Here is a 26,262-nt window from a genome sequence, read left to right on the forward strand (position 1 = left end):
TTGCACATTGTTGATTTACGTCCGTCCTGGACGTTTCAGACTATATTTTCCTGCTGCAGCCATTCAGCCACCTGCTCGTCAAAAGACAACTTGCCGTGCTGGCGGAACTGCTCATGCAAGGCAGGTTTGCCGGCCATTGCCACTTTGTCGCTCACCGTAGCCGCTTGCTGTCCCTGGCGAGTTTGCAACTTGATATGACTCACGCCACGATGGCCGTGCTGATCACGGAAGGTAATCTCCAGAGACAAAGACTTGTCCCAGCCGGCAGGTGGTGTGCCGCTAAAACGCCCGGTCTGCGGATCAAATTTCAGCCAGGCTGGCAGTGGCTGACCATTACTCTGGCGGACCTGGACATTCAGCACGATGTCCGAGCCCTGCGTGATCACCGTACTGTGCGGCAAGTTGAAAGTGAAGCCTTGTCCGGCTTGCAGCTGCTGGGTACCCAGGTCCGGCATCACCTGCAAAGCGGGGCCGGTGCTGCCTGTCAGATTTGAAACAAAGGACGGATTGGCATGACTGGTGCCAAAGGGCTCAAGCGACGACGGGACAAAGTGGTCCTGACCAAACTGGATCTGGCCTGCTGTTTGCCCAACAATGCCCGGATCGCCTGTGATTGCCGGCATCACACTTCCCGTACTGACTGGATGGCCGGTACCGCTGACCGCAGCCAGCACGATATTCGGCGTGATGGTGCCAACATTGATGATGGTGGCAGTACTGTCCGGCACGGTAACCGGTGCCGGGCTGGGTACCGAAGGAGAGATCACCACCGGTGCAAGCAGTTGATAAGCCTGTGCGACAAACTGCTGGCCATTGCTATTGCCCGCCACATCACTGGCACCATTCTGCCTGACTGCCAGTGCCAATGAACCATCTCCTCCCAGGCTGGCAAGGATTACGATGTAGTGGCTATCGCTTATGGCCGTAACCGAGGCGATCACGCCATGAGCACTGCCGCTGCTTATCAGGCTGAATGCATCTGCAGTCAGGCCACTGATTGCCTTGTTGAATACAACATCATAGCGGGCGCTGCTGGAACTGGTTGAAGCAGGATCCAGCTGTGTTATCGATTGAACCTGTGGTGCCGCGGTATCCACCGTGATGTTGTATGCCGTAGCCAACGCGCCGGCATTACCAGCAGTATCGGTTGCAATGGCACGGATGCTGTGGCTGCCGTCAGCCAGTGCAGAAGGCAACGTGTAGCTCCACGCCCCGCTGCCACTGGCGGTAGCTGTGCCTACCGCGGTGCCATCAACGTATACCGTCACCGTGCTATTGGCCTCGGCACTGCCTTGTACGGTGGGGGTATTGTTGTTGGTAATGCCATCACTATGGCTGCTGCCGGTATCGGTTGCCGTGGTCAGCGCCAGGCTGGTCGGCGCACTGGGGGCACTGGTGTCAATCGCGATGGAATAACTGGAGGACACGTTGCTGTTCACCCCGCCACTGCTCGCCATCGCGGTAATGGCATGACTGCCATCGACCAGGCTGGAGGCCAAATTGTAGCTCCAGGCACCGCTGCCATCAGCCGTGGTAGTGCCAACGCTGACGCCATCGACGTATACCGTCACCGTGCTGCTGGCCAGTGCGGTACCGGTTACGGTGGGGGTGTTGTTGCCGGTAATGCCGTCCGTGTGGCTGCTACCCGTATCGGTTGCAGTGGTCAAACCGCTGACAGTTGGGGCCGGCAGCTGGATGGCTATGCTGCGGGTTGCGACAGTACTGTTTGTCGTTCCGTCACTGACTACGAAACTGATGGTGCGGGTGGCGGTACTGGCGGTACTGGCGGTGCTCGAGGTGTCATTGTAAGTCACCGACTGGAGTGCAGCCTGCCATTGCGCCAATGTGGCCGTTGCGCCGCTGGAAGTCAGCGTCAGTACGCCGGTGCCGCTATTGTAGCTGGCGGTAATGTTGCCCATCGTGCTGCCATTATTGGTGAAGGCCAACACATCTTCACTACTATGGAAATTGCCGGAGATGGATACCATGGCGGATGCCAGTGTGGTGTTGTCCAGGTCCGATACAGTAATGCCGCTGTCTACCGCCACCGGGGTCGGCGTGCTGCTGAGTGTGTAGCTGCCGTTGCTGCTTGTCGTGGTGACAATGGGCGTTTGATCTGTAGCCGACACCGTTACCGACCGCGTCGCCACAGCACTGTCCTTGCTACCATCGTTAATACTGAAACTGATGGTACGCGTGGCGTTGTTGGGTGTGATGGCGCTGTCGGTATAAGTTACGGCGCGCAAAGCAGCTTGCCACTGCGCCAGCGTGGCCGTAGCACCGCTGGACGTCAGCGTCAGTACGCCGGTGCCGCTGTTGTAGCTGGCGGCAATATTGCCCATGGTACTGCCATTATTGGTGAAGGCCAGTACATCTTCACTGCTATGAAAATTGCCGGAGATGGATACCGTGGCAGATGCCAGCGTGGTGTTGTCCAGGTCTGATACGGTAATGCCACTGTCTACCGCCACCGGTGTCGAGGTGACATTATCACCGGCGGTGAATGCTACGCTGCCGCCACTGGCGGAAACGATGGGTGTTTGATCTGTGCTGGTTACCGTTACCGTCCTGGTTGTCGCCGCACTGCTCTTGCTGCCGTCGTTGACACTGAAACTGATGGTGCGAGTGGCGGTGTTGGGCGTGACCGCGCTATCGGTGTACTTCACCGCGCGCATGGCTGCCTGCCACTGGGCGAGGCTTGCCGTTGCGCCGCTAGATGTCAACGTCAGCACCCCGGTGCCGCTGTTATAGCTGGCGACAATGTTGCCATAAGTAACCGCGCTGGTATTGGTAAAGCTCAGCACATCTTCGCCGCTATGGAAATTGCCCGTAATCGACACTGTGCCGCTGGCCAATGTGGTGTTGTCCAGATCACTGACCGTAAAGCCCGAATCCACGGCTACTGGCGTTGACACGGTATTGTCACCCGCGGTGAACGCTGCACTGCCGCCGCTGGCGGTGGCGATGGGCGTCTGATCGGTGGCAGCTACCGTCACCGTGCGCGTGGCCACACCACTGCTGGAGCTGCCATCGTTCACCTGGAAGCTGACCGTACGGGAGGCTGAGTTGGGCGTCACTGCGGTATCGGTGTAGGTCACCGCGCGTAAAGCAGCCTGCCATTGCGCCAAGGTGGCACTACCACCGCTGGAGCTCAGCGTCAGCACCCCGGTGCCTGCGTTGTAGCTGGCAACGATATTGCCCATGCTGCTGCCATCGTTGGTAAAAGCCAGCACGTCCTCGCCACTGTGGAAGTTACCGGTGATGGATACCGTGCCACTGACCAGCGTGCTGCTGGCGTTGTCGGTCACGCTAATATTGCCGTCCACCGCCACTGGCGTTGATGCGGTGTTGTCACCGGCAGTAAAGGCTGCGCTGCCGCCGCTGGGGGTCACCACCGGCACCACCGCCACATTGACGGTGGAGGCCACGGCCAGCGTGGTGGTGTCCACGCCGCCGTTGCTGGTGCCACCATTATCGTGGACGCTGGTCAGCGTCACCACGCGGTTGCCGGCGGTGGGGCTGCCGCTGCTATCACTGTAGCTGATGCCGTTGATCACGCTGGCCGCAGTGCTGGAGGAAATGCCGCTGCTACTGATGGATACGGTGGCGGTGCCGCTGCTAAGCGACACGGTGATGCCCAGACCGTTACCACTGGTGGTAACTGAGTTGCCGTTGGTCAGCGCCACATTGCTGCCATCGATGGACAGGATTTCGCTACTACCGTCATGCAGACCGGATACGGTCAATGTCAGAAAAATGATGTTCTGGCTGGACTCCACCGCACTGATGCTGGCTCCACTGAACACCGTCACCGCGGAACCGCCCATGGCGAAGGTGGGGTTACTGGCGCTGGCACTGCCGGTGGGCGCGTCATTGACCGCCGCCACCGCCACCGTCACATTGCTGGACCCGGTGCCGCCGCGGCCATCGTTGACGCTGACATTGACGGTACGGGTGGCGGTATTGGGATCATTGCTGGTGTTGTTGTAAGTCAGCGCCGCCACCAGCGTGCTCACCCGCGACGCGGTGGCGTTGCTGTTGAACGTGACAATCAGATCATGGCCACTGACGCCGTCGCCATTACTGGCGATCACGCCGATGGATACCCCGCCCACCGTCACCACGCTGCCCACGCTGGTGCCGCTGGATAAGGACACTGTGCCGCTGGTATCCACGCCCAGCACATCCTGCCCGCTTTGACCATTGGCGGAGATATGTACGGTCAGATTGCCGCTGTTGAAATTGGAGGTGTCGCTGTCCGTCACCGTCACCGCAGTGCCCACATCCAGCTTCACCGCACCGCCTTTTTCGGTAAATGTGGGATTGTCGCCGTTAAGGTTGCTTATCACCGGCGCTGAGTCCGCAGCTACCGTCACCGTCTTGGTCACCGCACTGCTGTTGATCGCACCGTCGTTGATCTGGAAGCTGATGGTGCGGCTGCTGGTGTTCGGGGTCAGCGAACTGTCGGAATAGGTCACTGCGCGCAAGGCCGCCTGCCATTGCGCCAGCGTCGCCGTCGCCCCGCTGGACGTCAGCGTCAGCACCCCGGTGCCGCTGTTGTAGCTGGCGCTGATATTGCCCATGGTGCTGCCGTTGTTGGTAAAAGCCAGCACGTCCTCGCCGCTGTGGAAGTTGCCGGTGACAGATACGGTGGCACTGGCCTGGGTGCTGCTGTCGGAGTCGGACAGCGTGATGCCGCTGTCCACCGTCACCGCGCTGCCGTTGCCGCTGCTGTAGGCGCTGGAGCCGCCACTGGTGGTCAGCGTCGGCGCAAAACCGAAATTAATGGCATTGATGGCACCGATGCCTATCATGCCGGTCACCGTATGGCCGTTAGCCGCCAGCACCCGGAAGGAATCGATGCCCTGAAAAGCGCTGTTGCCGGACACCGTGAAGGTCACCAGGCCGCCGCTGCCCTGCAAGGCGTCGCCCACATTCAGCGTCAGCGTCGCGCCGCTGACCGCCACGCCGTTGATATAGCCGACCAACTGCAAATTGCCGCCGGCGGTGCCGGAATCGTAGCCGTTCAGCACCACGCCGATGGAATTCAGCGTGAAGCGGCTGTTGTCGTTGGACTTGACGCTGAAATAAGAGATGGGGATGGTGCCGTCGCTGTAGCCGTCCACCGTTTCCGTGGTCACCGATCCGGGTTTTTCGACAATAATCGTCTGGCCACCGTTATTGGTGGAGCCCAGTTGCAGCGAGAAATCCCAGCCTTGGACAGGGCTGGCATTGACCACGCTACCTGAAGGGTTGTACGAGTTGCCATCCGAGGCGGTGAAATCGGTAGTGCCCGTCGTGGGCCGCGCCAGCAGCGCGTCGTAGCTGAAATGCAGCGCGTCCACGTCGATATGGCCGCTGCTGCGCTCCAGCGTCCAGTCGCCGCCCAGTCTTGCCGCGCCGGTGGCATCGGTGGAAGCCGCCACATCGGCGTGGGTATAGCGCGACAAGGCGCTGACAAAGGCGGCGCCGCCGCTGCCGGCTGCGATGTCGCAGCCATACAGCAGGATATCTCCCCCGGAGCGCAGGGATTGGCCTATGGTGTTCAGGTCTGCCTGACGGCTATCCAGCTTGGCGGTGGTCAGCTCATTGCTGCCCAGCATCAGATCAGCACTCTCACCATGCGAAATAATATGAATCGCGGCATAGCCATGATGGGTTGCTGCCCAGGTGGCAATCTGGCTCAAGCCGTCTTTGCTGGCATCCAGAATGACCACTTCCATGCCCGCAGGCAGTTGGGCGATCAGGCTTTGGTAATTGCTGACATTGGACTCAATGAATACGACTTGCTTGGCCGCCTGCGCCGCCTCCAGCAGCGCGGGCATTTTCTCTGTGGAACGATCGTTGCCAGGATGCGGGCTATCCGGGCTCGGTGATTCAGGCAAGCTGCGTTCGGCGGGGTGTGGTATGTCCACATGTGCCACAGCCGCCACCGTGGACGCTGCAGCCCCATCGAACATCAAACGTGGTTCCAGCGCCTGCAAGAGCACGCGGGAGGGTTTGGATTCATTGTTTTTTTTATCGCTGGCTTTCGCGTGCTGCGCTGATTTCCACCAACCCATCTTGCTCTCCCGGATTTATTTCTAGCTTGGTATCCCGATCCGCTCCGACCGCACTCTGAGTACAGAAAGGAAGGCAAAGACCAAGATAGAAGAAAAAACAGCGATGCAACTCGCCATTTTTTGCGCATTAATACAAAAAGCATAATGTACGAAATTGAATTTTCCTAACGGATTTTTACTTGTAAAAATACCTAATATGACTTTCAATTCGCACGTCAATTGGCTGGCAAACGCTTGCCAAAACCTAATGTCGCCGATTGGGGAAGCCGGGCTGGAAACAAGAAGAACAGCCAGCATCCTGGCGTTAACTGACGAAGAAATGGCAGGCATTCACCTGTAGAGAAAACAGAAATAAGTAAAAATGAACAAACCAAGAGAAATCCCGCTGCTTCAATACCCCAGATAGCGGCTTATATCCACTTCATCCAGCTGCGCCGGGCGCAGGTAGCGCTCACCGTAACGGCGGTAAATACCAGAGGTGAGGAACAGGTCGAACAGTACCGGGTCGATGTGCTTGTCCTGCTTGAAGCGGTACAGGATGGCGACCGACTCGGACAAGGTCTTGCCGCGCTTGTACGGCCGGTCGGAGGCAGTCAGCGCCTCGAAGATGTCGGCAATGGCCATGATGCGCGCCGGTATCGACAGCACGTCGGCAGTCAATTTGCGCGGGTAGCCGCTGCCGGTCAGCGTTTCGTGGTGGGTGCCGGCGTATTCCGGTACCCGGTGCAGCGACTTGGGCAGTGGCATCTGATCCAGCATCACGATGGTCTGGATAATGTGCTCGTTGATCTTGAAACGCTCTTCCTCGGTCAGCGTGCCGCGCCCAATGCTGAGATTGTAAAGTTCGCCCTGGTTGTACAGATAATGCGGCACCTGCAGACGGAAGCCGTATTTCGAGTCCAGCGCCTTGCTGGGCGGGCGCTCGAACAGGTGCTGCACCTTGTCGGCCAGCAGCTGTTCCTTGGCGGGCAACGGCGCTGCTGCCATGCTGGCGCAACGCATCTCCTCCTCCTGCGACAGCCCCAGCCGGTCGTCGAAATGGCGCCACCAGCTTTGTGCGGCAATATGCTGCAAGCGCTCGATGCGCTCCGGTGCCATGAATTCACCACCCAGGTTGCAGCTTGCCACAAAGGCGAAGTCGTCCTGCAGCTCGGCCTCGCGTGCGGCCAAGCTTGCATCCTCCAGCACCGGGTCTGCGCCGTGCAGGTAAATGGCCTCCAGCCTGGCGATGCGCGCGTCACGCAGCAGCACCTCGAAGCGGGTACGCACCTCGTGCAGGCGGTTGTAGATGGTTTCCAGCTTGGTGGCCTTGTCCACCACGTATTCCGGGGTGGTAACCTTACCGCAGTCGTGCAGCCAGGCACCGATGCGGAACTCGCGCCACTCGTCCTCGTTGCGGAAGGAAAAATCGGCCAGCGGCCCCTGCTCTGCTGCACAGGCGGCCTCGGCCAGCATGAAAGCCAGCTCCGGCACTCGCTCGCAGTGGCCACCGGTATACGGACTCTTGGCGTCGATGGCACCGGCCAGGACGCGGATCATCGCCTCCATCAGCGCCTTCTGTGCTTCTGCCAGTGCCAGGTTTTCCATCGCCACTGCCGCCTGCGCAGCCAGCGCTTCCATGAAGGGAAGCAGTTTGGGGTCGAAGGGAATCTGCGCCTTGCTGTAGTCGTCGCGGGCATTGCACAGCAGCATCACCCCGACCACGGCGTTTTTGTGTGCTTTCATCGGTAGTACCAGCAGCGAGTCCGCCTCGATGCCAATCTGCCGCAGCAACTCGTAAGTATTGGCCTCCAGCTTGTCATCACTGGCGGCCAGCCCGGTAACCTGGCACGATTTGCCGCTGGTCAGCACCTGTCCCGGCAGGCTGTTCTGCCAGCGGGTGTCTGCCGGCAGCGCACCCGGATAGGTATGCAGCACGTAGCGCAAGATGTTGTCGTCACCCAGCAGCAGCACCGCCGCGCCTTCACAATAGGCCATGTCGCATGCCGCTTGCAGCGTGGTTTGCAACAGTAGGTCACGCTGCTGCAGCCGCCCCAGCGCCAGGCCGCTTTCCACCAGACCCGCCAGCTTGATACGGGCATCGGTCAGGCTGGCCAGGATGCTGCTACCCAACAGCACCGCCAACAGCAGCAGCAGCTCGATCACGATGGCGCTGACATCCAGCAACAGGCCGCGATACTGGAACAGCGCCAGCCCCAGCGCATAGGCCAGCAGCACCAGCACCAGGCTCAGCCACACCGCACGCTGTGGCCGCTGCCTGAGCCAGCGAGCCGGGCCGCTATCACCACGCGGTATGTGCCATAGCAGATTGATACCCAACAGCAGTCCTGCTGCCAGCTCTGCCCACAGAAACCACCAAGGTCGCTGCAGGAAGGCACCGTCGTACAGCGCCTCCATCACTTGTGCCTGGATCTCGATGCCCGGCACCAGCTCCTGCAGTGCGGTGTAGCGCATATCGTTGAGTCCGGAGCCGGTCAGCCCCACCAACACCAGCTTGCCGGCCAGCATCGAGGCATCCGCCCGGCCCTGCATTACATCCACCGCCGAAACGTAGCGCGCCATACCGTCCGCCTGGCGGGCAAAGTGCAGGTAGATGTCGCCATTGCTCTGGGTGGGCACATCCAGTTCGGCCACCCGCACTGATGCCACGCCGTGTGCGTTGGTAGTCACCCGGATCGCATCGTCACCGGTGCCGACGCGGAACATTTCCAGTGCCAGCCCCGGCACCAGTTGCTCGTCTACCGTGGCGATCATGGCGATACGCCGCACACCGCCACTCTGCGCGTCCACGCTCAGCAATGCCTGGCCGCTGGCTGCGGCCTGCAGCTGCGGCAGGCTGGCCAGCACCTGCGGATAGTGATGCACGAAGGGACGCGGGTCATCCCCCATCACCCGTACCGGCACGCTGCGCATGCCGCTGGTGGTGGTGTAGGCCCGAAAATCGAAACCGGCAGCGCCCAGCACCGTTGGTGCTGCCGCCAGCGCCTGGGCGAGCAAACGGTCATTGCTGGGCAGGGCACGCAACTGGCCTGCCAGCGCCTGCTGACTGGCGGGCAGGCGTGCCGCCAGCAGATCCGGTGAGCTTTGATCCGCCTCCGGCATATAGATGTCCAGCCCCAACACCGCCGGCTGGCGCTGTTGGATGCTGCCGATCAATGCTGCCAGCCTGTCACGCGGCCATGGCCATTGCCCCACTTGCCGCAGGCTTTTCTCGTCGATGGCGACAATGGTCACCGGCTGGCTATGTACCTTGCGCGGCATTAGCTTCTGGAAGCTGTCGAACAGCCAGCTACGGGCTCCCTCCAGCGGTGCACCCGCTACAGCCAGCCCTGCCGCAAGCTGAGGCGGCAGTTGCTGAAGCCAGACGGACGGCAGCTGGGTTGCAAGCTGCAACAGCAACAGCATCGCCAGCAGCAAGGCAGCCATCGGCCGCCCACGCCCCCCTACCAGCAGGCGACGCAGCATGTTTTGTGAACGCAAGGGAAAAGACATGACACCCCACTTGTCAGCTCAGCCGGCCGGTGACGGGCATCGGCCACGGGTCAACGCACCGAGACCTCCACCCGGCGATTGCGCGGCTCCTCCACGCCACTGGCTGTCGGCACCAGCGGGTCGCGCATGCCGCGGCCGGTCACCTCCAGCGACCGGGGCTGTACTCCAAGCTGCTGCAGCATGCCGGCAATCACCTGCGCCCGCTGCAGCGACAGCGTGTCGTTGTACTCGCTGCTGCCCACCAGGTCGGTATGGCCGATCACCAGGATTTCCGGCACCGGTCGGCTGGCCACATCCTGCTTCAGTGCCGATAGCGTGGCCTCTGATGCAGCAGTCAGTTGGTCGCTATCGTTCTGGAAATACAGCAGGTAGCTGGCGGGGCGTCGGGGTTGCGCCTTCAGTACGTCAGCATAATGGGTAGCAACCTCGGCCTCGGTTTCGCTACCGCTTTGCACGCTGCCACCGGGCTTGACCGCCGCCGTGCCGTAGGCCTGTGCGATTTCCTTCTCTTCACCGGCAGCACGAACAATCACCTTGCCCACGCTGCCATCCGGTGCCGGCAACAGTACCACTCGATCCGAAGTCGGCTGATATACCAAGGCCGCTATGCCCGTCAGCACTACCAGGATTACCCCATTCATGGCGTATCCCCCCGGTCCTGTGCTTCGATGATAAATTCGGTGCCGCGCACACCCAGGGTCATGGTCGAGGTGCGAAACTGCACCGCCTCGGGCGAATGCTTGGCAATAGCACCGGAAATCACTCCCAGTCGGCCTTTCCTCAGCGTGGCCTGCAGCGCTCCCTGCTGCGTTTTGTTGTCGAAGTTGAATTTATCGAGTTGCAACACCGACATCGCCCCTGCAGACAGCATTGTTTTGTCGCGCAATATGATACCCACCGCGCTCGCAGCCCCGGTCTGCACCAGGTCGGCCTCTTGCAGTGTCAGCCCGGGCTGCGCCGGCACAATCTGTGTGCCGCGCTTGACCTGCACATTGCCGCTTACCGTCTTGATGGTACCGATACCCGCCTCCTCCGCCATCGCCATCGGTGCCAGCAACAGGAAGAACCAGCACAGCCAGCCGGCCCGCATACTGCCATGCTCTTTCCATTTCATCTGCTTGCCCCCGATCCCTAGACTGACTAACCCCATGTCTACTTTTTACGGCATGTCTCGCACGGTAAAAAAACCTTGGCGGTCCCACTAGTTTGCTAAATAGTTTTATGGCTGAATTACGACTGATTTGCCAGATACTTTAATGTCTGTTGTTTTGCCCTGCACAGCCTTCCCGGATTATCAGTTATCGGGCGCTTGGGGTCGGCAGAACCGGCAACCCAGGTTGAAGTAGCCGCCGTACGCAAGGCCGTGACGATGGTGAATTCACTCAGCCGCCAAGAAAAACCACTTGCGACATCAGCAAGAGCACCAAATGCCATCACCGTCAGCATGTTCCGGAAGGTGTTGCCAGGATGGTCGTTTACATACCTGAAGCCATACAACTGGCTGTCAGACACCGGCATCAGCTCAATGGCGCCTTCCTGCAAGTGATTGGCTACACGGGCCTACTTCTGAAAATCTTGCCCGCGGCGATAAGCTGATTCGATGTCTGCCACCAGCTCCAGCAATACGTTTTCCATGCCTGTCCGACTCAGGAGGGTGCGAATGTCAGCAATATCGAATAGCGCGTCTGAAATTGGCTTGCCAGATTCTTGGAGCCGTGAGTTCGGATGTACGAACACTCATTCATTTTTCTCCTTCGAAACCTTGCAGCACATTGACCGCGTTGATGCCAATTTCATCGACCATATACCCACCTTCCATCACAAACAGCGTCGGCGCTCCGATGGAAGCAATAGCCGCCCCCATCTTGAAATAGTCCTGGCTTGTCAGCCGAAAGTGACTGATCGGGTCGTTTTCAAAGGTATCTACCCCGAGGGAAATCACGAGCGCATCAGGCTGGTAAGCGCGAATGCGCTGGCATGCATGACTTAGTGATACCGCATAGCTTTCCCAATCAGTACCGTGCGGTAAGGGGTAATTCAGGTTGAAACCCTGGCCTGCGCCTGTGCCGGTCTCATCACGGTGTCCTGAAAAATAGGGATAGGAGCAACGCGGGTCGCCGTGCAATGAAACAAAGAGCACGTCTGGGCGATCGTAGAAAATGCTCTGCGTACCGTTTCCGTGATGGAAATCCACATCCAGAATGGCCACCCGCCTCCCCCCCTGATCCAGGCAGGATTGAGCAGCAATCGCGGCGTTGTTGAGGTAACAGTAGCCCCCCATGTATTCAGCAGCAGCGTGATGGCCGGGTGGGCGGCAGAGTGCAAATGCACTGCCATTGCCCTGAAGCAGGTGGTCCATGCCATTTAGCGCGGTATCGGCACTGCGACGTACTGCCTGCCAAGTCCCCGCAGTAATGGCGACACCGGCATCCATGGCATAAAAACCCAGCTTGCCGTCGATATGCTCAGGCTCTATATCACTGCGCAAATCACGTACCGGCCAGACCAGAGGCAAGGCATCGTGCCGATGACCCAGTGCGGTCCACTCCTGCCAGGCCGTTTCCAGGAAATGTACATACCGCTCACTATGAACCCGGGCATAGCGTTCGTTGACGTAGTAGGCAGGCAAGGCAATTCCACCCAAGCCGGTCTGACGTACGCGGGCGAGTATGGTGTCTGCGCGATGGGGGAGTTCAAAACAGGGAGACACCTTGCCATCCTTGAGTTCGGAAGCATGGTGCAGATGATGATCGGGGTTGTGGAATGTAAGCATCTTGACATCACATGGCGGTTGTCCTGATGCAAATTATGCAGATTGGCGTAAGTAATTTTTTTGCTTTTCTTGTCGAAAATTAGGCAACATAAGAAAAGAAAAATCACTTTTTACCAAAATATGAAGAAGAACAGACCAATAGCAGCATTAGATGCTGTAGATCTAACCATCCTGAAACATCTGCAGAGCGATGGCGCGATGTCCACTCCAAAGCTGGCTGAGCAGCTGTCACTGAGCGTAACGCCCTGCTGGCGACGACTTAAGCGATTGGAAGAAGAAGGCTATATCCTGGGCTATCAGGCTAATCTGGACCGGCGCAAGTTGGGACTGGACGTCATGGCTTTTGTCAGCCTGAGCTTTGGCAATGTTGGTGACAAACAGCCCAACCGGTTCGAAGCACTCATTCAGGACCATGTACAGGTGCTGTCCTGTCACAAAATCACCGGCGAAGCGGACTACCTGCTGGTAGTACTGGCTCATGACCTGGACGATTACAGCAATTTTATCGAAGCGCTGCGGGCCATCCCCGGAATCAGCTCAATCCATTCGAACCTGGCACTGAAGGAAATAAAGTTCAATTCACGGCTACCTCTGGATATCTGACCAGCGGCGCAACCGCCAAGTCGGCCAAGCAGCAAAGGCAGGACAAGCGCTAAGGCCAGCAACACACCAGCCAGGATTGTGCGTGACGATACAATGTGTTGCATATAGTCAGGTCCACCAAACAGTCTTGTGTTTATAAGCTTGACCTTATGCTTTGATTCCTACACCAGCAGAAGCATCGATCCGCCGCTCGTGCAACTGCAGATTGTGAGGTCGTGCATCCCGAGTGCCTGCAAGCCCTGCCCATGTGCGGCAAGGCCGAATACGCGGGAGTGCATGCCATCCTATGTCCCTGCCGGTACTGGCTGGGAATAATTATTGACAAATCAATGAGATAAGTTTATCGTTCTGTCACCTCTTCCCAAAGGTGATGTTCTTATCACCTGCCTTGCCTTAACTGCTGCCGTTTCGCTACAGCAATTTCCGCCCAGGTCCACGAAGCCAATCCTCATGCCACACCGTATTTTTACCGGTGTGACAGCTTACTTTTTCAGATTGGAAACACCATGTCCAAAGAAGACATGATTGAGCTCGAAGGCGTTGTCATCGAGATGCTGCCGGAATCACGTTACCGTGTCCGGCTCGATAATAATGTGGAAATTCTCGCGTACGGTTCAGGCAAGATGAAGATACACCGCATCCGCGTACTGCAAGGCGACCGGGTCACTGTTGAAATGTCACCCTACGACCTAACCAAAGGACGTATCAATTTCCGCCACCCGACTGCCAAGCCAGCACATCAGCCTCAAAGAAGGCCAAGACGCTAAAGACCAAGCATGAAAATATGGTCACAAGGAAATTAATTGAAAATAAATGAATTAAAACAAGGCGATTACATCACCCAGCAAGTAGACAATTTCACTATTGCACTTGAAGTCGTATCCATTAAGAAAATTGGCCGCCGGTTTATGGTTACTTTCAGCTCCGTGTTTGGCATAGAGACTGCAAGTTACCAGGGTGATGCATACATCACCGCTTCTTGATATTAAAAAATCCTGTCTTATGACAGGATTTTTCAGGTAGTCCAAATATGAAAAGCCCCATTTGGGGCTTTTTCATTTCAGCAAGGCTTAAAGTGGCTGAATGCCTGTTGCTGCCGGGCCTTTCTGGCCCATTGCTCTGGTAAAGCTGACTTTCTGACCTTCGTGCAATGACTTGAAACCATCAGCACGGATTTCGGAAAAATGAGCAAAAAGATCGTCACTACCGTTGTCCGGTGTAATGAAGCCAAAACCTTTTGCATCATTGAAAAATTTAACGGTACCCGTTTCCATAATGTACTCCTTGTGTCAGTTTGAATTCCAGAAAAACATGATAGTCAAGGAATAAATAAAGAAACAAGGAAGACCCACTTGTAGGGCAACGAGGTATCGATAGGTATGGCGCTTGAAAATCCTGCTTTTTCTTTTTTACGCTACAAAGCAATCCGGGTCAATACATTTTTGCCTTCCAGAAAACGAACACAGAAAGAATTACGGCATGCTGTATTTACCAGGGAATAGCAACACCCTCAATTTAATCTCAATTCATATAAAATTGACTGAAGTCGTAAAGCTCATACACATTGCCTGAATGGCCCCACAGCCGCAGTAGAAAACTGCGTCGGCACTGTACGGGATGGCACAACGTTGGTGTTGCAAAACAAGGGGATAGGGATTTCAGATACTCGTGAAAGTCAGCTTCGGCCAATCTGCCACCAGCCAGGCGGTCGATCATGAGCTGGTCGGACAACGCCCAGGAGACAAAAGCCCGAAATCAATCAGGCTTTTGTCGTGACCCATGCTGAAAACAAGTGCCGTCAGGCCATGGCGATACGATATTGACTGATGGTAGTCGACAAGTGCCCGGCCAACTGGTCAAGTTTCTCCGCCTGCGTGTTGTTGTGTACGGCAACGATGCTGTTTTCTTCGGTCATTTGTGCGATCTGTTCGATATTCTGGCTAATCACCTGCATGGCCTGGTCCTGCTCCTCAATGGCGGTGGCAATGCCCTGCATGCGCTGCAATACTTGCCGTGCACCCTCATCGACTAGTTGCAAACCTTGTTCGCTGGAGTTGACCGAACTCAGACTCTGTCGTGACAATTTATCCGCCTGAGCCATGCCGGCAACCGAAGCATCGATTCGTTTCTGCACATCCAGGATTAGTCCGGCGATTTCCTCAGTGGCGGTCCCGGTGCGGGCAGCCAGATTGCGCACCTCGTCAGCGACCACGGCAAAACCCCGCCCCATCTCTCCGGCACGTGCTGCTTCAATGGCGGCATTGAGCGCCAACAGATTGGTCTGATCGGCAATGTCCCTGATGACATCGACAATCCCGCCTATCTGTTGGGAGCTAGCGCTCAGCAGTTGGATATCCTTACCCGAGGCCTCAATCTGACGGGCGATTTCACTCACCTTTTGCACGGTATCTTTCATGGCCGTCAGCGCCTGGCCCGTTTCGGTCCGCGATGTTTGCACTTGCTCCATCACCGAGCGGGTGCTGCTGGCCATTTCTGTCATGCTGACAGCAGATTCCTCTACTGCGGCAGCTACCGAGGCTGTTGCCTCCGACTGCACAGAAGCACTCTGCTTGACCTGATTGCTACTGGAAGACAGTTGCTCCGCAACCGACCCCATGTCCCGGCCACAGCCCTGGACATCCAGAATCAACAGTGAGAAAGCCTCCAGCAGCTTGTTGAAGGCACTGCCGATTTGCCGCGCTTCCAGTACGCCATCGGCCTTGACGGTGCAAGACAGATCCCGTGTTTCTACGGTTTCCTCCACGGAGCGGGCAACGCGCAACAAGGGGCGGCCAATGCTGCGCCCAACCCACAGGCCAACTCCCGCGCTAAACAGTACCGTGGTGAAACCAATGACAATCACCATCCACAGATTGCGCAATGCCTGGTCTTCCTGTGCCTGGGTCTGCGCATCGATACTGGCCGTCAATTGCTGTTCCACACCATAAAGCGCGTTAATCTTGCTGGTGATCGCGTCAAACCATTGATCAGCTGCCACATTGAACCCACCCTGAGCAAGCCGGCTTTCCATCACGCTGCGGAACTGCTCCACACGCATGGACTCCGCACTTGCCAGCACGCGCTTCAGCCCTGCCACCTCTTCCGGCTGGGCAACACTTTCAAACTGATGCAGCAACTCTGCCTGACTATCGATCTTTGCCAGGATCACACGGTATTGCGGCCACTCCACCTTGTCCGCAATGAATACCGGTAGCGACAGCGCACGTTCGAGTCCAGCATTTTCCTTGGCCTGGATCAGGTCCAGATACGCCTGTAGACGACGCACGATATCTGCTTGGTCATTACTCTGGCCGATAGTCGAAATGCCCTTCAAGAGCGTCGCAATGGTCTGGGTGAAATAAGCCGAGCTTTGTGCAGGCAAGGTGCTTTGTCGTGATATTTGCTCACGCATCCCGCTCAGATGCTGTAGCACAGCATTGGCATTCCGGATGTTCACGTTGTCCGCCAACTCATGATTACTGGCTATCACATACTGGTAAGCCTGCAACCTGGTTTCAGTGGTTTGTCGAATGCCAGGCATTTTTTCAGCAAAGTTCTTGCCATGCGATTGCAGGAAGCCAGCAGATGCCCCTCTTTCGATTTGAATGGAATGGATCAGATTGCCGGTTGCAATGGCTACCTCCATTAACTTCCGGGTATGCAGGGCTTTTTGATATTGGCTGTAGTTCTGCCACAGCAGCATAAGTGAAAAACTGCTGAGCACCAGAAGCGGTACCAGTATCAACAAGACAAGACGGTTCCTGATTGTGGAAAACATAAGCTGCTACCTTGTTCCGATAAGGGGCTGATTTGGGAAAATAACAAGGCAACAAGCGCCGCAACCTTTGCGTACGTTTGTCATCAATTTTCCAATCATGACAAGATGCTATTTGTTTTACTGGCCGGCGGACTTGAAATAGGTCAATCCCGTGAAACAAAAACAAGCGCCAGAGGAAGACTGCAATAATGAAGACACGACCGGGATTGGCTGGGCCGCTGCAGCAGCCTGCATGCTACTGACTGGAAATCAATAAGCGCGTGGTGGGTTTTTATGTGCATGGCAAACAGAAACGGCGGGAATACACCCGCCGTTTGGAATAGTGCCTTAGCCGGCCTTGCCAGCCGGAATCTGCTGGGTGATGCAGTGGATGTTGCCGCCACCGAGCAGCACTTCACGCGCCGGTACGCCGACAATGCGGTATTCCGGGAAGATTTCCTGCAGGCGGCTGGCGGCCGCGGCATCAGTGCGCTCGTCCAGCAGCGGGAAGATGATCTGGTCGTTGCTGATCAGGAAATTCACATAGGAAGCGGCCATGCGCTCGCCCACTTCACGCGGGACGGCCTGACCGCTGGCTACCACGCCGGCGGTTTCTTCTGCGGTGTAGTACAAGGGGCCCGGCGACAGCATCTTGTGGATCTTCAACTGGCGGCCCTTGGCATCGCGCGCTTGCGACAGCACTTCATAGGCGGCCTGCGAACGCGGGTATTGCGGGTCGTTTTCATCGTCCACCCAGTGCAGGATCACCTCACCCGGGCGGGCAAAACAGCACATATTGTCGATATGGCCGTCGGTTTCATCCATGAACACGCCTTCGGGCAGCCAGATGAAATGGCTGACGTTCAGGTATTCGGACAGCAAGGCTTCAATCTGCTGTTTGGACAAATGCGGATTGCGGTTGGGGTTGAGCAGGCACTCGGCGGTGGTCATCAGCGTGCCTTCGCCGTCGACATGGATCGAGCCGCCTTCCAGCACCAGCGGCGCGGCGTAGCGGTCAAAGCCATGGTGGGCCAATACCTGGCTGGCCACTGCGCTGTCCTGGTCCCACGGGTGATACAGGCCACCGTTGAAACCGCCCCAGGCATTGAACTGCCAATCCACGCCACGCACCTGGCCTGCCTGGTTGATGACCACGGTCGGTCCGCTATCGCGCATCCAGCAGTCATCGCTGTTCATTTCCACCAATGTCACTTCGGCTGGCATCACGGCACGGGCTGCGGCCATGCATTCTTGCGGCACCGCCATGAACACCGGGGTGGCTGCGGCAATGGCCTTGGCGATGGCAGCAAAGGTTTGTTGCGCTTCGCGTCCGGCATGACGCCAGTTGTCCGGGCGCTGCGGCCAGATCATCCATACCGCTTGTTGCGGGGCCCATTCGGCCGGCATGTGAAAGCCGTCGGCGGCAGGCAGGCTAGTGTGCGTTGTGCTGTTCATTGAGATCACCATGCAATGATTGATGCCATCGGAAGTATTCAAGACATCGTGCGGCTACAGCGCAGTCCGGCGGTGCGACAAGTCAGCCGGTTTTGTCTGCCATGCACGAGGAAATGATTGACAGACGCAGTCTAGGGAGAGGCAAACTATTCAGCAAATGAACAATACGAATACTTTCATAAATACGGTGAATGATGTGAAATTGCATCAGCTGGATCTGAACCTGCTGCTGGCGTTGGATGCGCTGGTCAGCCTGCGCAGCGTCACGCGGGCGGCGGAGAAACTGTTTGTCAGCCAGCCGGCGATGAGTCACTCGCTCAACCGCTTGCGGGCATTCTTCAACGACCCATTATTGGTGCGCTCGCCGCATGGCATGCAGCCAACGCAAAAAGCGCTCTACCTGCAACAGGGCGTGCATCAGGCGCTCAGCCTGTTGCAAAGCCACTTCAGCCAGCCCGAAGCGTTTGACCCGGCCACTTCGACGCGCCGCTTCACCCTGTGCACCACGGATTACGTGGAGTGCGTGCTGATTCCGCCACTGGTGAAAAAGCTGGCGGTGGAAGCGCCCAATGTCCATATCGACATCACCATCCTGCGCGAGGAGATTCCGGAACTGGCGCTGGCCGACGGGGAAATCGACTTTCTGCTGGGTTTTGACGAATACATGAAGATTCCCGGCTATCTGTGCCGGGAAACCTGGCTGAACGAGCCCTTGATCGGCATCTTACGTGCCGGCCACCCTTTTTGCAGCGACCGGCTGACCCTGGCCGACCTGATTGCCTTGCCACATGTCTTCCATGCGCCGCTGGGCAATCTGGGCTCGCCGATGGATGACTTTCTGGCCGAGCGCGGCTTGCAGCGCAAGATTTCGGTGCATAGCCAGAGCTATATGGCGGCGGCGGCTATTGTCAGCCATACCGACCACCTGTTCATCCTGCCCAAGAAAGTGGCAGCGATGATGGCAGGCTACTGGCCGTTGAAGATGGTGGCATTGCCGGAGGAGTTACCCGGCTATCACCTCAACTGCATCTGGCATCCGGTGCAGGACAGCAATCCGGCGCTGCTGTGGCTGCGTGGCTTGATGCGCAGCCTGATCGAATCCACCGGCTAGCTGCATGCAGCATGTGGCCCGGTATTCATCGCATGAATGGGTGTATCAAAATGAATCATTTTCCCGCATGAGCCGGACTCTTGTAGATTAGCCGCCATATTGCGTCATCGCCCATGCCTGCGCTTGCTGGAATGCGGCCAGCGTGTTGGGAATGAAATCCGTCTTCTTCGTGGAGGTAGTAGCATGATCGAGGTTACCGAGCTATCCATTGCCGAGCTGCGTGCTGCGCTCGAATCCGGGCGTACCACTGCGGTGGAACTGGTCCAGGCCTATCAGGCACGGATAGAGGCCTACGACGGCCCCGCTACCGAGACCAGGCTGAATGCTGTGGTGGTGCCCAATCCAGAAGCCATCCGCGAGGCCGAAGCCTCCGATGCGCGCCGTGTCCGTGGCGAAACACTGGGCCCGCTGGATGGCATTCCCTACACCGCCAAGGACAGCTATCTGGTGAAGGGGCTGACCGCCGCTTCCGGCAGCCCGGCCTTCAAGGAGCTGGTGTCCCAGCACGATGCCTTCACCATTTCCCGCCTGCGCGCCGCCGGTGCCATTTGCCTCGGCAAAACCAATATGCCGCCGATGGCCAATGGCGGCATGCAGCGTGGCTGTTATGGCCGCGCCGAAAGCCCCTACAACGCCAACTACCTGACCGCGCCGTTTGCCTCCGGCTCCTCCAATGGGGCCGGTACTGCCACCGCGGCCAGCTTCGCGGCCTTCGGCATGGCGGAGGAAACCTGGTCTAGCGGTCGCGGCCCGGCGTCCAACAACGGCCTGTGCGCCTATACCCCGTCGCGCGGGGTGATTTCGGTACGTGGCAACTGGCCGCTGACCCCCACCATGGATGTTGTCGTGCCCTATGCCCGCACCATGGCCGACCTGCTGGAAGTGCTGGACATCATCGTGGCCGACGACCCGGTCACCCGTGGCGACTTGTGGCGCCTGCAACCCTGGGTGGCGATTCCCACAGCCTCCAGCGTGCGACCGGCAGCCTATCCGGCCCTGCTGTCCCAGCCCGAAACGCTCAAAGGCAAACGCTTTGGCGTGCCGCGCATGTATATCAACAAGGACGAACTGGCCGGCACCAGCGCTGCACCCGGCATCGGCGGCCCCACCGGCCAGCGCATCCATACCCGCGCCTCGGTGATCGACTTGTGGGAAGCCGCGCGTCTGGCGCTGGAAGCCGCTGGTGCAGAAGTGATTGCGGTGGATTTCCCGCTGGTGTCCAACTGTGAAGGCGACCGTCCCGGCACACCCACCGTGGCCAATCGCGGCATCTTGCCGCCGGACTTCCTGCACGATGAATTATGGGAATTGTCCGGCTGGGCTTTCGATGAATTCCTGCGCGCCAACGGCGACCCCAAGCTCAACAAGCTGGCGGACGTGGATGGCCCGCAAATCTTCCCACACGACCCCGGCACCCTGCCCAACCGCGAGGGCGACCTGGCTGCCGGCATGGAAGAGTACGTCAACATGGCCAAGCGCGGACTGAAGTCTTTTGACCAGATTGCCAGCGTGCCCGACGGCCTGCGCGGCCTGGAGAAAATCCGCAAGCTGGACCTGGAAGACTGGATGGACGAACTCAGGCTGGACGCCGTGCTGTTTCCCACCGTAGCTGACGTTGGCCCGGCGGATGCCGACGTCAACCCGGCTTCTGCCGACATTGCCTGGAGCAACGGGGTGTGGGTGGCCAATGGCAACCTCGCCATCCGCCATCTCGGCGTACCGACGGTGACCGTGCCGATGGGGGTGATGGCCGATATCGGCATGCCGGTGGGACTGACCTTTGCCGGACGTGCTTATGACGACAACGCGCTGCTGCGCTTTGCCAGTGCATTCGAGGCCACCGGCAAGCGGCGGATGATTCCGCCGCGCACCCCAGCCCTAGGCCAATGAGCGCCAGCCAGGACAGATCAGGACTGGTGTTCAGCCAGTCCTCCTGTTTTGCAGCAAAAGTCTGCTGCTCATGTTGAAATAGTTTCAGATTGTTTTTTTATTGCACACCGGCGCGCTGGCATGCAAAAAAGGCATGCCAACCCCGGTATAAACTCGCTTGTCAGCCAGCCATGCGCGCACCAGAATATCAGCACACTCTGCACTGGAAACCGCATGACCACCCTGCACACCATTCCCCAGCGCCTGACCGCCCTGCGCCAGGCCATGCAACAACAACATGTTGATGCCTGTCTGATTCCGTCTTCCGACCCGCATCTGTCCGAATACCTGCCCGCACACTGGCAGGCCCGGCAGTGGTTGTCCGGCTTCAAAGGCTCAATGGGTACACTGATCGTCACGCATGCGCAGGCTGGCCTGTGGGCAGACAGCCGCTATTGGGAGCAGGCAGAACTGCAGCTCGCTGGCAGCGGCATTACACTGATGAAAATACAAACCGCAGCCAGTACACAGCATCTGGATTGGCTGGCAGAACACCTGCAGCCTGGCCACACTCTGGCGGTGGATGGCGATGTAATCGGCCTTGCCGCTGCCCAGGCACTGCAAAGCCGTCTGGACAGCAAGGGTGTACGGCTGCGTACCGACATCGATCTGCTGCAAACCATCTGGCAGGACAGACCCGCCCTGCCGCAGGCCGCCATCTACCCGCACCCGGCACCGTTTGCCAGCACCAGTCGCCGGGACAAACTGGCTGCGGTGCGGCAAGCCATGCAGCAAGCCGGTGCCGATTACCATTTCATTTCCACGCTGGACGACATCGCCTGGCTGCTCAATCTGCGTGGCGCAGATGTGAACTACAACCCGGTGTTCATCAGCCATCTGCTGCTGAGCCCGGACAGTGCCACGCTGTTTGTGGACAGCAACAAACTGGACACCGCGCTGCAGACAGAACTGAGTGCCGACGGCGTGCAACTGGTCGACTACCACCATGCCAAGGCAACGCTTGCCGCCCTGCCCGTCAGCAACACCATGCTGCTGGACCCGCGCCGCATCACGCTGGGACTGTATCAGGCCATTCCGGCCACCATGCCACGGCAGCAGGCCATCAACCCCAGCACCTTGCTGAAGGCACGCAAGACCGCGGCTGAAGCCGTGCAGATCCGCAAAACCATGGAGCAGGATGGTGCTGCACTGTGTGAGTTCTTTGCCTGGTTCGAACAGGTGGTCAACCGTGAGGCCATCACCGAACTGACCATCGATGAGCAGATCACCGCCGCCCGCGCCCGCCGCCCCGGTTTTGTCTCGCCCAGCTTTGCCACCATTGCCGGTTTCAATGCCAACGGCGCCCTGCCGCATTACCGTGCCACGGCGGAGGCCCATGCCAGCATTGCCGGCAACGGCCTGTTGCTGATCGACTCCGGTGGCCAGTACCACGGCGGCACCACTGACATCACCCGCGTGGTGGCAGTGGGCAGCCCCAGCGCAGAACAGAAGCGTGACTTTACCCTGGTGCTCAAGGGTACGCTCAATCTGTCCATGGCCCATTTTCCGCGCGACACGCTATCTCCCATGCTGGATGCACTGGCACGCGCGCCGATGTGGCAGCACGATATCGACTTCGGCCATGGCACCGGCCATGGCGTAGGTTATTTCCTCAATGTGCATGAAGGCCCGCAAACCATCTCGCGCAGCCTGCCGGATGCCAGCATGGCGATGCAGCAAGGCATGATCACCTCGGTGGAACCAGGCATCTATCGCCCCGGCCAGTGGGGGGTGCGCATCGAAAACCTGGTGTTGAATGTGGCGGCGCAGAAAAACGGTTTTGGCGACTTCCTGCGCTTTGAAACCCTCACGCTGTGTCCGATCGACACCCGCTGCATCGAACACGCCCTGCTGTCGCGGCAGGAAGTGGACTGGCTGAATCACTATCACGCCGAAGTACGACGCCGCCTGCAGCCATTGGTTGATGGCACGGCCCGGGACTGGCTGCTGCAGGCTACCAAGCCCATCTGATAGAAACCCGTTTGGCTGCCACAAAAAAACGCCCTGGAATCCAGGGCGTTTTTGTTCTTGCGCGGACTGCGGTGCTTACATGGTTTCCAGCACCTTGATACCCAGCAGATCCAGCCCGGTACGCAAGGTCTTGGCAGTGAGCGCTGCCAGTTGCAGACGGCTGGCACGTACTTCGCCTTCACTCTTCAGGATCGGGCAGGCTTCGTAGAAGCGCGAAAACAGCGTGGCAATCTGGTACAGATAGTTGGACAGGTAGTGCGGATAGCAGCCATCAGCCACCGACAGCAGCGTGTCTTCAAACTGGGACAATGCCGCAGCCAGCTGCTTTTCCGCCGGTTCGGTAATCACGATGGGCGCATTGGCATCCACGTTTCCGGCCTTGCGGAACACGCTCTGCACGCGGGTGTAGGCATACTGCAGATAAGGCGCGGTATTGCCTTCAAAGGCCAGCATGGTGTCCCAATTGAAGATGTAATCGCTCATGCGGTTCTTGGACAGATCGGCATACTTCACCGCACCAATGCCCACCGTGGCGGCGATTTCGCGCTTTTCGGCCTCGGACAGGTCCGGGTTCTTTTCCGACACCAGCGCGTAGGCACGCTCTTCCGCCTCGTCCAGCAGCTCGATCAGCTTGACCGTGCCACCGGAGCGGGTCTTGAACGGCTTGCCGTCGTCGCCCATCATCACGCCAAAGCCGATATGCTCCAGCTTCATGCTTTCCGGCGCAAAACCGGCCTTGCGGCAGATGCTGAACATCTGGGCAAAATGCTGGCTCTGGCGCGCATCCACCACGTAAATCACGCGGTCCAGGTTCAACACCTTGTGACGGTATCGCACCGCGCCCAGGTCGGTGGTGGTGTACAGGAAACCACCATCTTTCTTGCGGATGATCACACCCATCGGCTCGTCGTCCTGGGTGCGGAATTCCTCCAGGAACACCACTTCGGCACCTTCGCTCTCGCTGAGCAGGCCAGCGGCACGCAGTTCGTCCACGATCACCGGCAGGTCGTCGTTATAGGCTGACTCGCCACGCACATGCTCGCGCTTGAGGCCGACATTGAGCTTTTGATACACCGCTTCGCAATGCTTAAGCGAGATGTCAACAAACTGCGCCCACAGCTTGAGCACTTCTTCGTCACCGCCCTGCAGACGCACCACATAGTCACGGGCGCGGTCGGCAAACTCTTCGCTTTCGTCAAAGCGCACCTTGGCGTTGCGGTAGAAGGTTTCCAGATCGGACAATTCCAGCGCATTGTCACCAGCCTGACGGATTTCCACCAGATAGGCGGTCAGCATGCCGAACTGGGTTCCCCAGTCGCCCACATGGTTGGCGCGCACGACATCGTGACCCAGAAACTCCATTACCCGCGCCAGCGCATCACCGATAATGGAAGAACGCAGGTGGCCAACGTGCATTTCTTTAGCCAGATTGGGCGAGGAGTATTCCACCATCACGCGCTGGGCCGCTACCGGGCTGATGCCTAGCTTGTCGTCCTTCAGGGCAGCTTCGCTGCGGCGGGCCAGATATTCAGGGGCAAGATGAATATTGATGAAGCCAGGGCCGGCGATTTCCACCTTGTCGGCAATGCCTTGCAGGTCGAGCGCGGCGACAACCTTCTGCGCCAGCTCGCGCGGATTGGTCTTGAGTGCCTTGGCTGCACCCATGACGCCATTAGCCTGGTAGTCACCGAATTCCGGCTTGGAAGCCGGCTGGATCACAGCCGGCGCATCCGGCGCACCGGCAGCGGCCAGCGCTGCCTGTACCCGTTCATTGATCAACTGCAGAATTGTCATGCCTCGCCCCATATTGCCGTGAAAACGAAAAAAAACCTTCGTTTTCGAAAAAATTAACAATGTCGATTGTATGCCCCCCGGCCTTGACGAGCAATGTTTGCATTGCAGCAAAATAGCGCAAACTGCGCCAATCCAGGGCAATCCGACGCCATCAGGATCAAGTGCGCGCTCCTAGTGTGACAGCCAGATGGTTTCGCCGATGGCAGGCAGCATGAAATCCGTGGCGCTGACATCCTGTTCGCGCAGCGCCATGGCCAGTTCAGCCATGGGTTGCTGGATCGGCTCGTCAGTCAGGATGAAAGTACCCCAGTGCACTGCCCAGGCCTTGCGCGCCGCCACATGCTTGAAAATACGCACCGCCTCTTCCGGGTTTACATGCTGTGCCCGCATGATTTTGCGTGGCTCGTAAGCGCCGATGGGCAGCAGTGCAAAATCCACCGGGCCGATATGCAGGCCGATTTCATGAAACAGTTCGGCACGGTAGCCGGTATCACCCGGAAACCACACCTTCAAGCCCGCCCCCTCCAGCAGAAAGCCACCCCATAGCGCCTGATTCATGTCACCCCAAGGGCCACGGTTGCTCCAGTGATGGGCCGGTGTCAGCAATATCTGCACTGGCCCATGCCCACACGCCTGCCACCAATCCAGTTCCGTGATTTTTGCGGCGGGAATCCCTGCCGCCCTGACTGCCCGCGACATGCCCAGCGGCACAATCACATCCGGTGCCTCGCCCTCCTGCGCAGCCAGCCGTTGCAAGGTGGGAAAATCCAGATGGTCGTAATGCAAATGGGTCAGCAGTACCAGATCAATACGCGGCAGATCAGGCAGATCCAGCGGCAAGGCCACCTGCCGCTTTGGCCCCAGATGGCGGAATGGCGACACCCGTGGCGACAGCACTGGATCAATCAGGATATTCAGCCCAGCCAGCTGGATGAAGCTGCTGGCATGCCCCAGCCAGGTAACGCTGGCCCGCTGCTGGTTGGCCCGTAGCGCAGGGGCGTCGCCGCTGCAAACCGGAATCATCTCCGGCCTGTGGTCCGGGCTTTGCCGCCACAGGGCGGACAGCTTCCAGTACAGCAGGCTGCCTAGCGATGGCAAGGTAAAGGGGTAAAGATTGCGATAGCCGCTTGCGCCATGATGGCGGTTGGCCGGACTGGCCTGATAAGGCAGCCGGCTGAACATGGAGGCCATCCAGTCTGGGCGTCTAGGCATGGGATATTCCGCAAATGCAATGTGGGAGAAATGCAGCCGACCTGCTCATTTGGCAAGGGGCTGCATGAAAAATGGCCTCCAAAGGAGGCCATTGCGGGCAAGA

At 58.4% G+C, this 26,262-nt stretch carries 17 protein-coding genes; 6 read left to right on the top strand and 11 right to left on the bottom strand.

Features of this window, described 5'->3' with window-relative positions; translation table 11 throughout:
- Nucleotides 1-35 precede the first annotated feature (35 nt).
- The 6 genes from GSR16_RS12485 to GSR16_RS12510 form a co-directional block, all read right to left on the bottom strand.
- Nucleotides 36-6,062, bottom strand: a complete 6,027-nt coding sequence (locus tag GSR16_RS12485; protein WP_159877857.1) for a DUF4347 domain-containing protein — start codon at nt 6,060-6,062, stop codon at nt 36-38.
- A gap of 390 nt (nt 6,063-6,452) precedes the next feature.
- Nucleotides 6,453-9,554: a CHASE2 domain-containing protein gene (locus GSR16_RS12490; RefSeq protein WP_159877859.1), complete on the bottom strand. Its 3,102-nt coding sequence runs from the start codon at nt 9,552-9,554 to the stop codon at nt 6,453-6,455.
- A gap of 50 nt (nt 9,555-9,604) precedes the next feature.
- Nucleotides 9,605-10,195, bottom strand: a complete 591-nt coding sequence (locus GSR16_RS12495; protein WP_159877861.1) for an OmpA family protein — start codon at nt 10,193-10,195, stop codon at nt 9,605-9,607.
- Nucleotides 10,192-10,668, bottom strand: a complete 477-nt coding sequence (locus GSR16_RS12500) for a FecR family protein (protein WP_159877863.1) — start codon at nt 10,666-10,668, stop codon at nt 10,192-10,194. Before GSR16_RS12500 ends, GSR16_RS12495 begins: the two co-directional genes overlap by 4 nt.
- A 116-nt stretch (nt 10,669-10,784) precedes the next feature.
- Nucleotides 10,785-11,096: a Rossmann-fold NAD(P)-binding domain-containing protein gene (locus tag GSR16_RS12505; protein WP_205677428.1), complete on the bottom strand. Its 312-nt coding sequence runs from the start codon at nt 11,094-11,096 to the stop codon at nt 10,785-10,787.
- Between the two features lie 199 nt (nt 11,097-11,295).
- Nucleotides 11,296-12,327, bottom strand: a complete 1,032-nt coding sequence (locus tag GSR16_RS12510) for a histone deacetylase family protein (protein WP_159877865.1) — start codon at nt 12,325-12,327, stop codon at nt 11,296-11,298.
- Nucleotides 12,328-12,525: 198 nt separating this feature from the next.
- Here GSR16_RS12510 and GSR16_RS12515 point away from each other — a divergent pair, with 198 nt between their 5' ends.
- The 3 genes from GSR16_RS12515 (at nt 12,526) to GSR16_RS12525 (ending at nt 13,913) form a co-directional block, all read left to right on the top strand.
- The gene (locus GSR16_RS12515) at nt 12,526-12,930 is read left to right on the top strand and encodes an Lrp/AsnC family transcriptional regulator (protein WP_240902480.1); all 405 of its coding nucleotides are present in this window, start codon (nt 12,526-12,528) and stop codon (nt 12,928-12,930) included.
- 506 nt (nt 12,931-13,436) lie between these two features.
- Nucleotides 13,437-13,697 (top strand): translation initiation factor IF-1, encoded by a 261-nt coding sequence (infA, locus tag GSR16_RS12520; RefSeq protein ID WP_159877869.1) that lies wholly within the window; start codon nt 13,437-13,439, stop codon nt 13,695-13,697.
- 36 nt (nt 13,698-13,733) lie between these two features.
- Nucleotides 13,734-13,913 carry a hypothetical protein gene (locus tag GSR16_RS12525; protein ID WP_159877871.1) on the top strand — a complete coding sequence of 60 codons (180 nt, stop codon included), beginning with the start codon at nt 13,734-13,736 and terminating at the stop codon, nt 13,911-13,913.
- Between the two features lie 87 nt (nt 13,914-14,000).
- On the opposite strand, the gene GSR16_RS12530 is transcribed toward GSR16_RS12525, so the two are convergent.
- The 3 genes from GSR16_RS12530 to aguA form a co-directional block, all read right to left on the bottom strand.
- Nucleotides 14,001-14,204, bottom strand: coding sequence for a cold-shock protein (locus GSR16_RS12530; RefSeq protein WP_159877873.1), 204 nt, complete (start codon nt 14,202-14,204; stop codon nt 14,001-14,003).
- A gap of 524 nt (nt 14,205-14,728) precedes the next feature.
- Nucleotides 14,729-16,708, bottom strand: coding sequence for a methyl-accepting chemotaxis protein (locus GSR16_RS12535; RefSeq protein WP_159877875.1), 1,980 nt, complete (start codon nt 16,706-16,708; stop codon nt 14,729-14,731).
- Between the two features lie 327 nt (nt 16,709-17,035).
- On the bottom strand, nt 17,036-18,142 hold the full coding sequence (gene aguA, locus GSR16_RS12540) for an agmatine deiminase (RefSeq protein WP_159877877.1): 1,107 nt from the start codon (nt 18,140-18,142) through the stop codon (nt 17,036-17,038).
- 196 nt (nt 18,143-18,338) lie between these two features.
- Between aguA and GSR16_RS12545 the strand changes: the two genes are divergently transcribed.
- From GSR16_RS12545 to GSR16_RS12555, 3 genes are all read left to right on the top strand, one after another.
- On the top strand, nt 18,339-19,253 hold the full coding sequence (locus GSR16_RS12545) for a LysR family transcriptional regulator (protein ID WP_159877879.1): 915 nt from the start codon (nt 18,339-18,341) through the stop codon (nt 19,251-19,253).
- A gap of 183 nt (nt 19,254-19,436) precedes the next feature.
- The gene (locus tag GSR16_RS12550; protein WP_159877881.1) at nt 19,437-21,143 is read left to right on the top strand and encodes an amidase; all 1,707 of its coding nucleotides are present in this window, start codon (nt 19,437-19,439) and stop codon (nt 21,141-21,143) included.
- 222 nt (nt 21,144-21,365) lie between these two features.
- Complete coding sequence (locus GSR16_RS12555; RefSeq protein ID WP_205677581.1) at nt 21,366-23,153, top strand: aminopeptidase P family protein; 1,788 nt, start codon at nt 21,366-21,368, stop codon at nt 23,151-23,153.
- Between the two features lie 75 nt (nt 23,154-23,228).
- Here the strand turns inward: GSR16_RS12555 and argS are convergent, their stop codons facing one another.
- Both argS and GSR16_RS12565 read right to left on the bottom strand, forming a co-directional pair.
- Nucleotides 23,229-24,947, bottom strand: a complete 1,719-nt coding sequence (argS, locus tag GSR16_RS12560) for an arginine--tRNA ligase (protein ID WP_159877885.1) — start codon at nt 24,945-24,947, stop codon at nt 23,229-23,231.
- A 171-nt stretch (nt 24,948-25,118) separates the two neighbouring features.
- Complete coding sequence (locus GSR16_RS12565) at nt 25,119-26,159, bottom strand: MBL fold metallo-hydrolase (RefSeq protein ID WP_159877887.1); 1,041 nt, start codon at nt 26,157-26,159, stop codon at nt 25,119-25,121.
- Nucleotides 26,160-26,262: the final 103 nt, after the last annotated feature.

It is taken from the genome of Aquitalea denitrificans (assembly GCF_009856625.1).
GTDB lineage: Bacteria > Pseudomonadota > Gammaproteobacteria > Burkholderiales > Chromobacteriaceae > Aquitalea > Aquitalea denitrificans.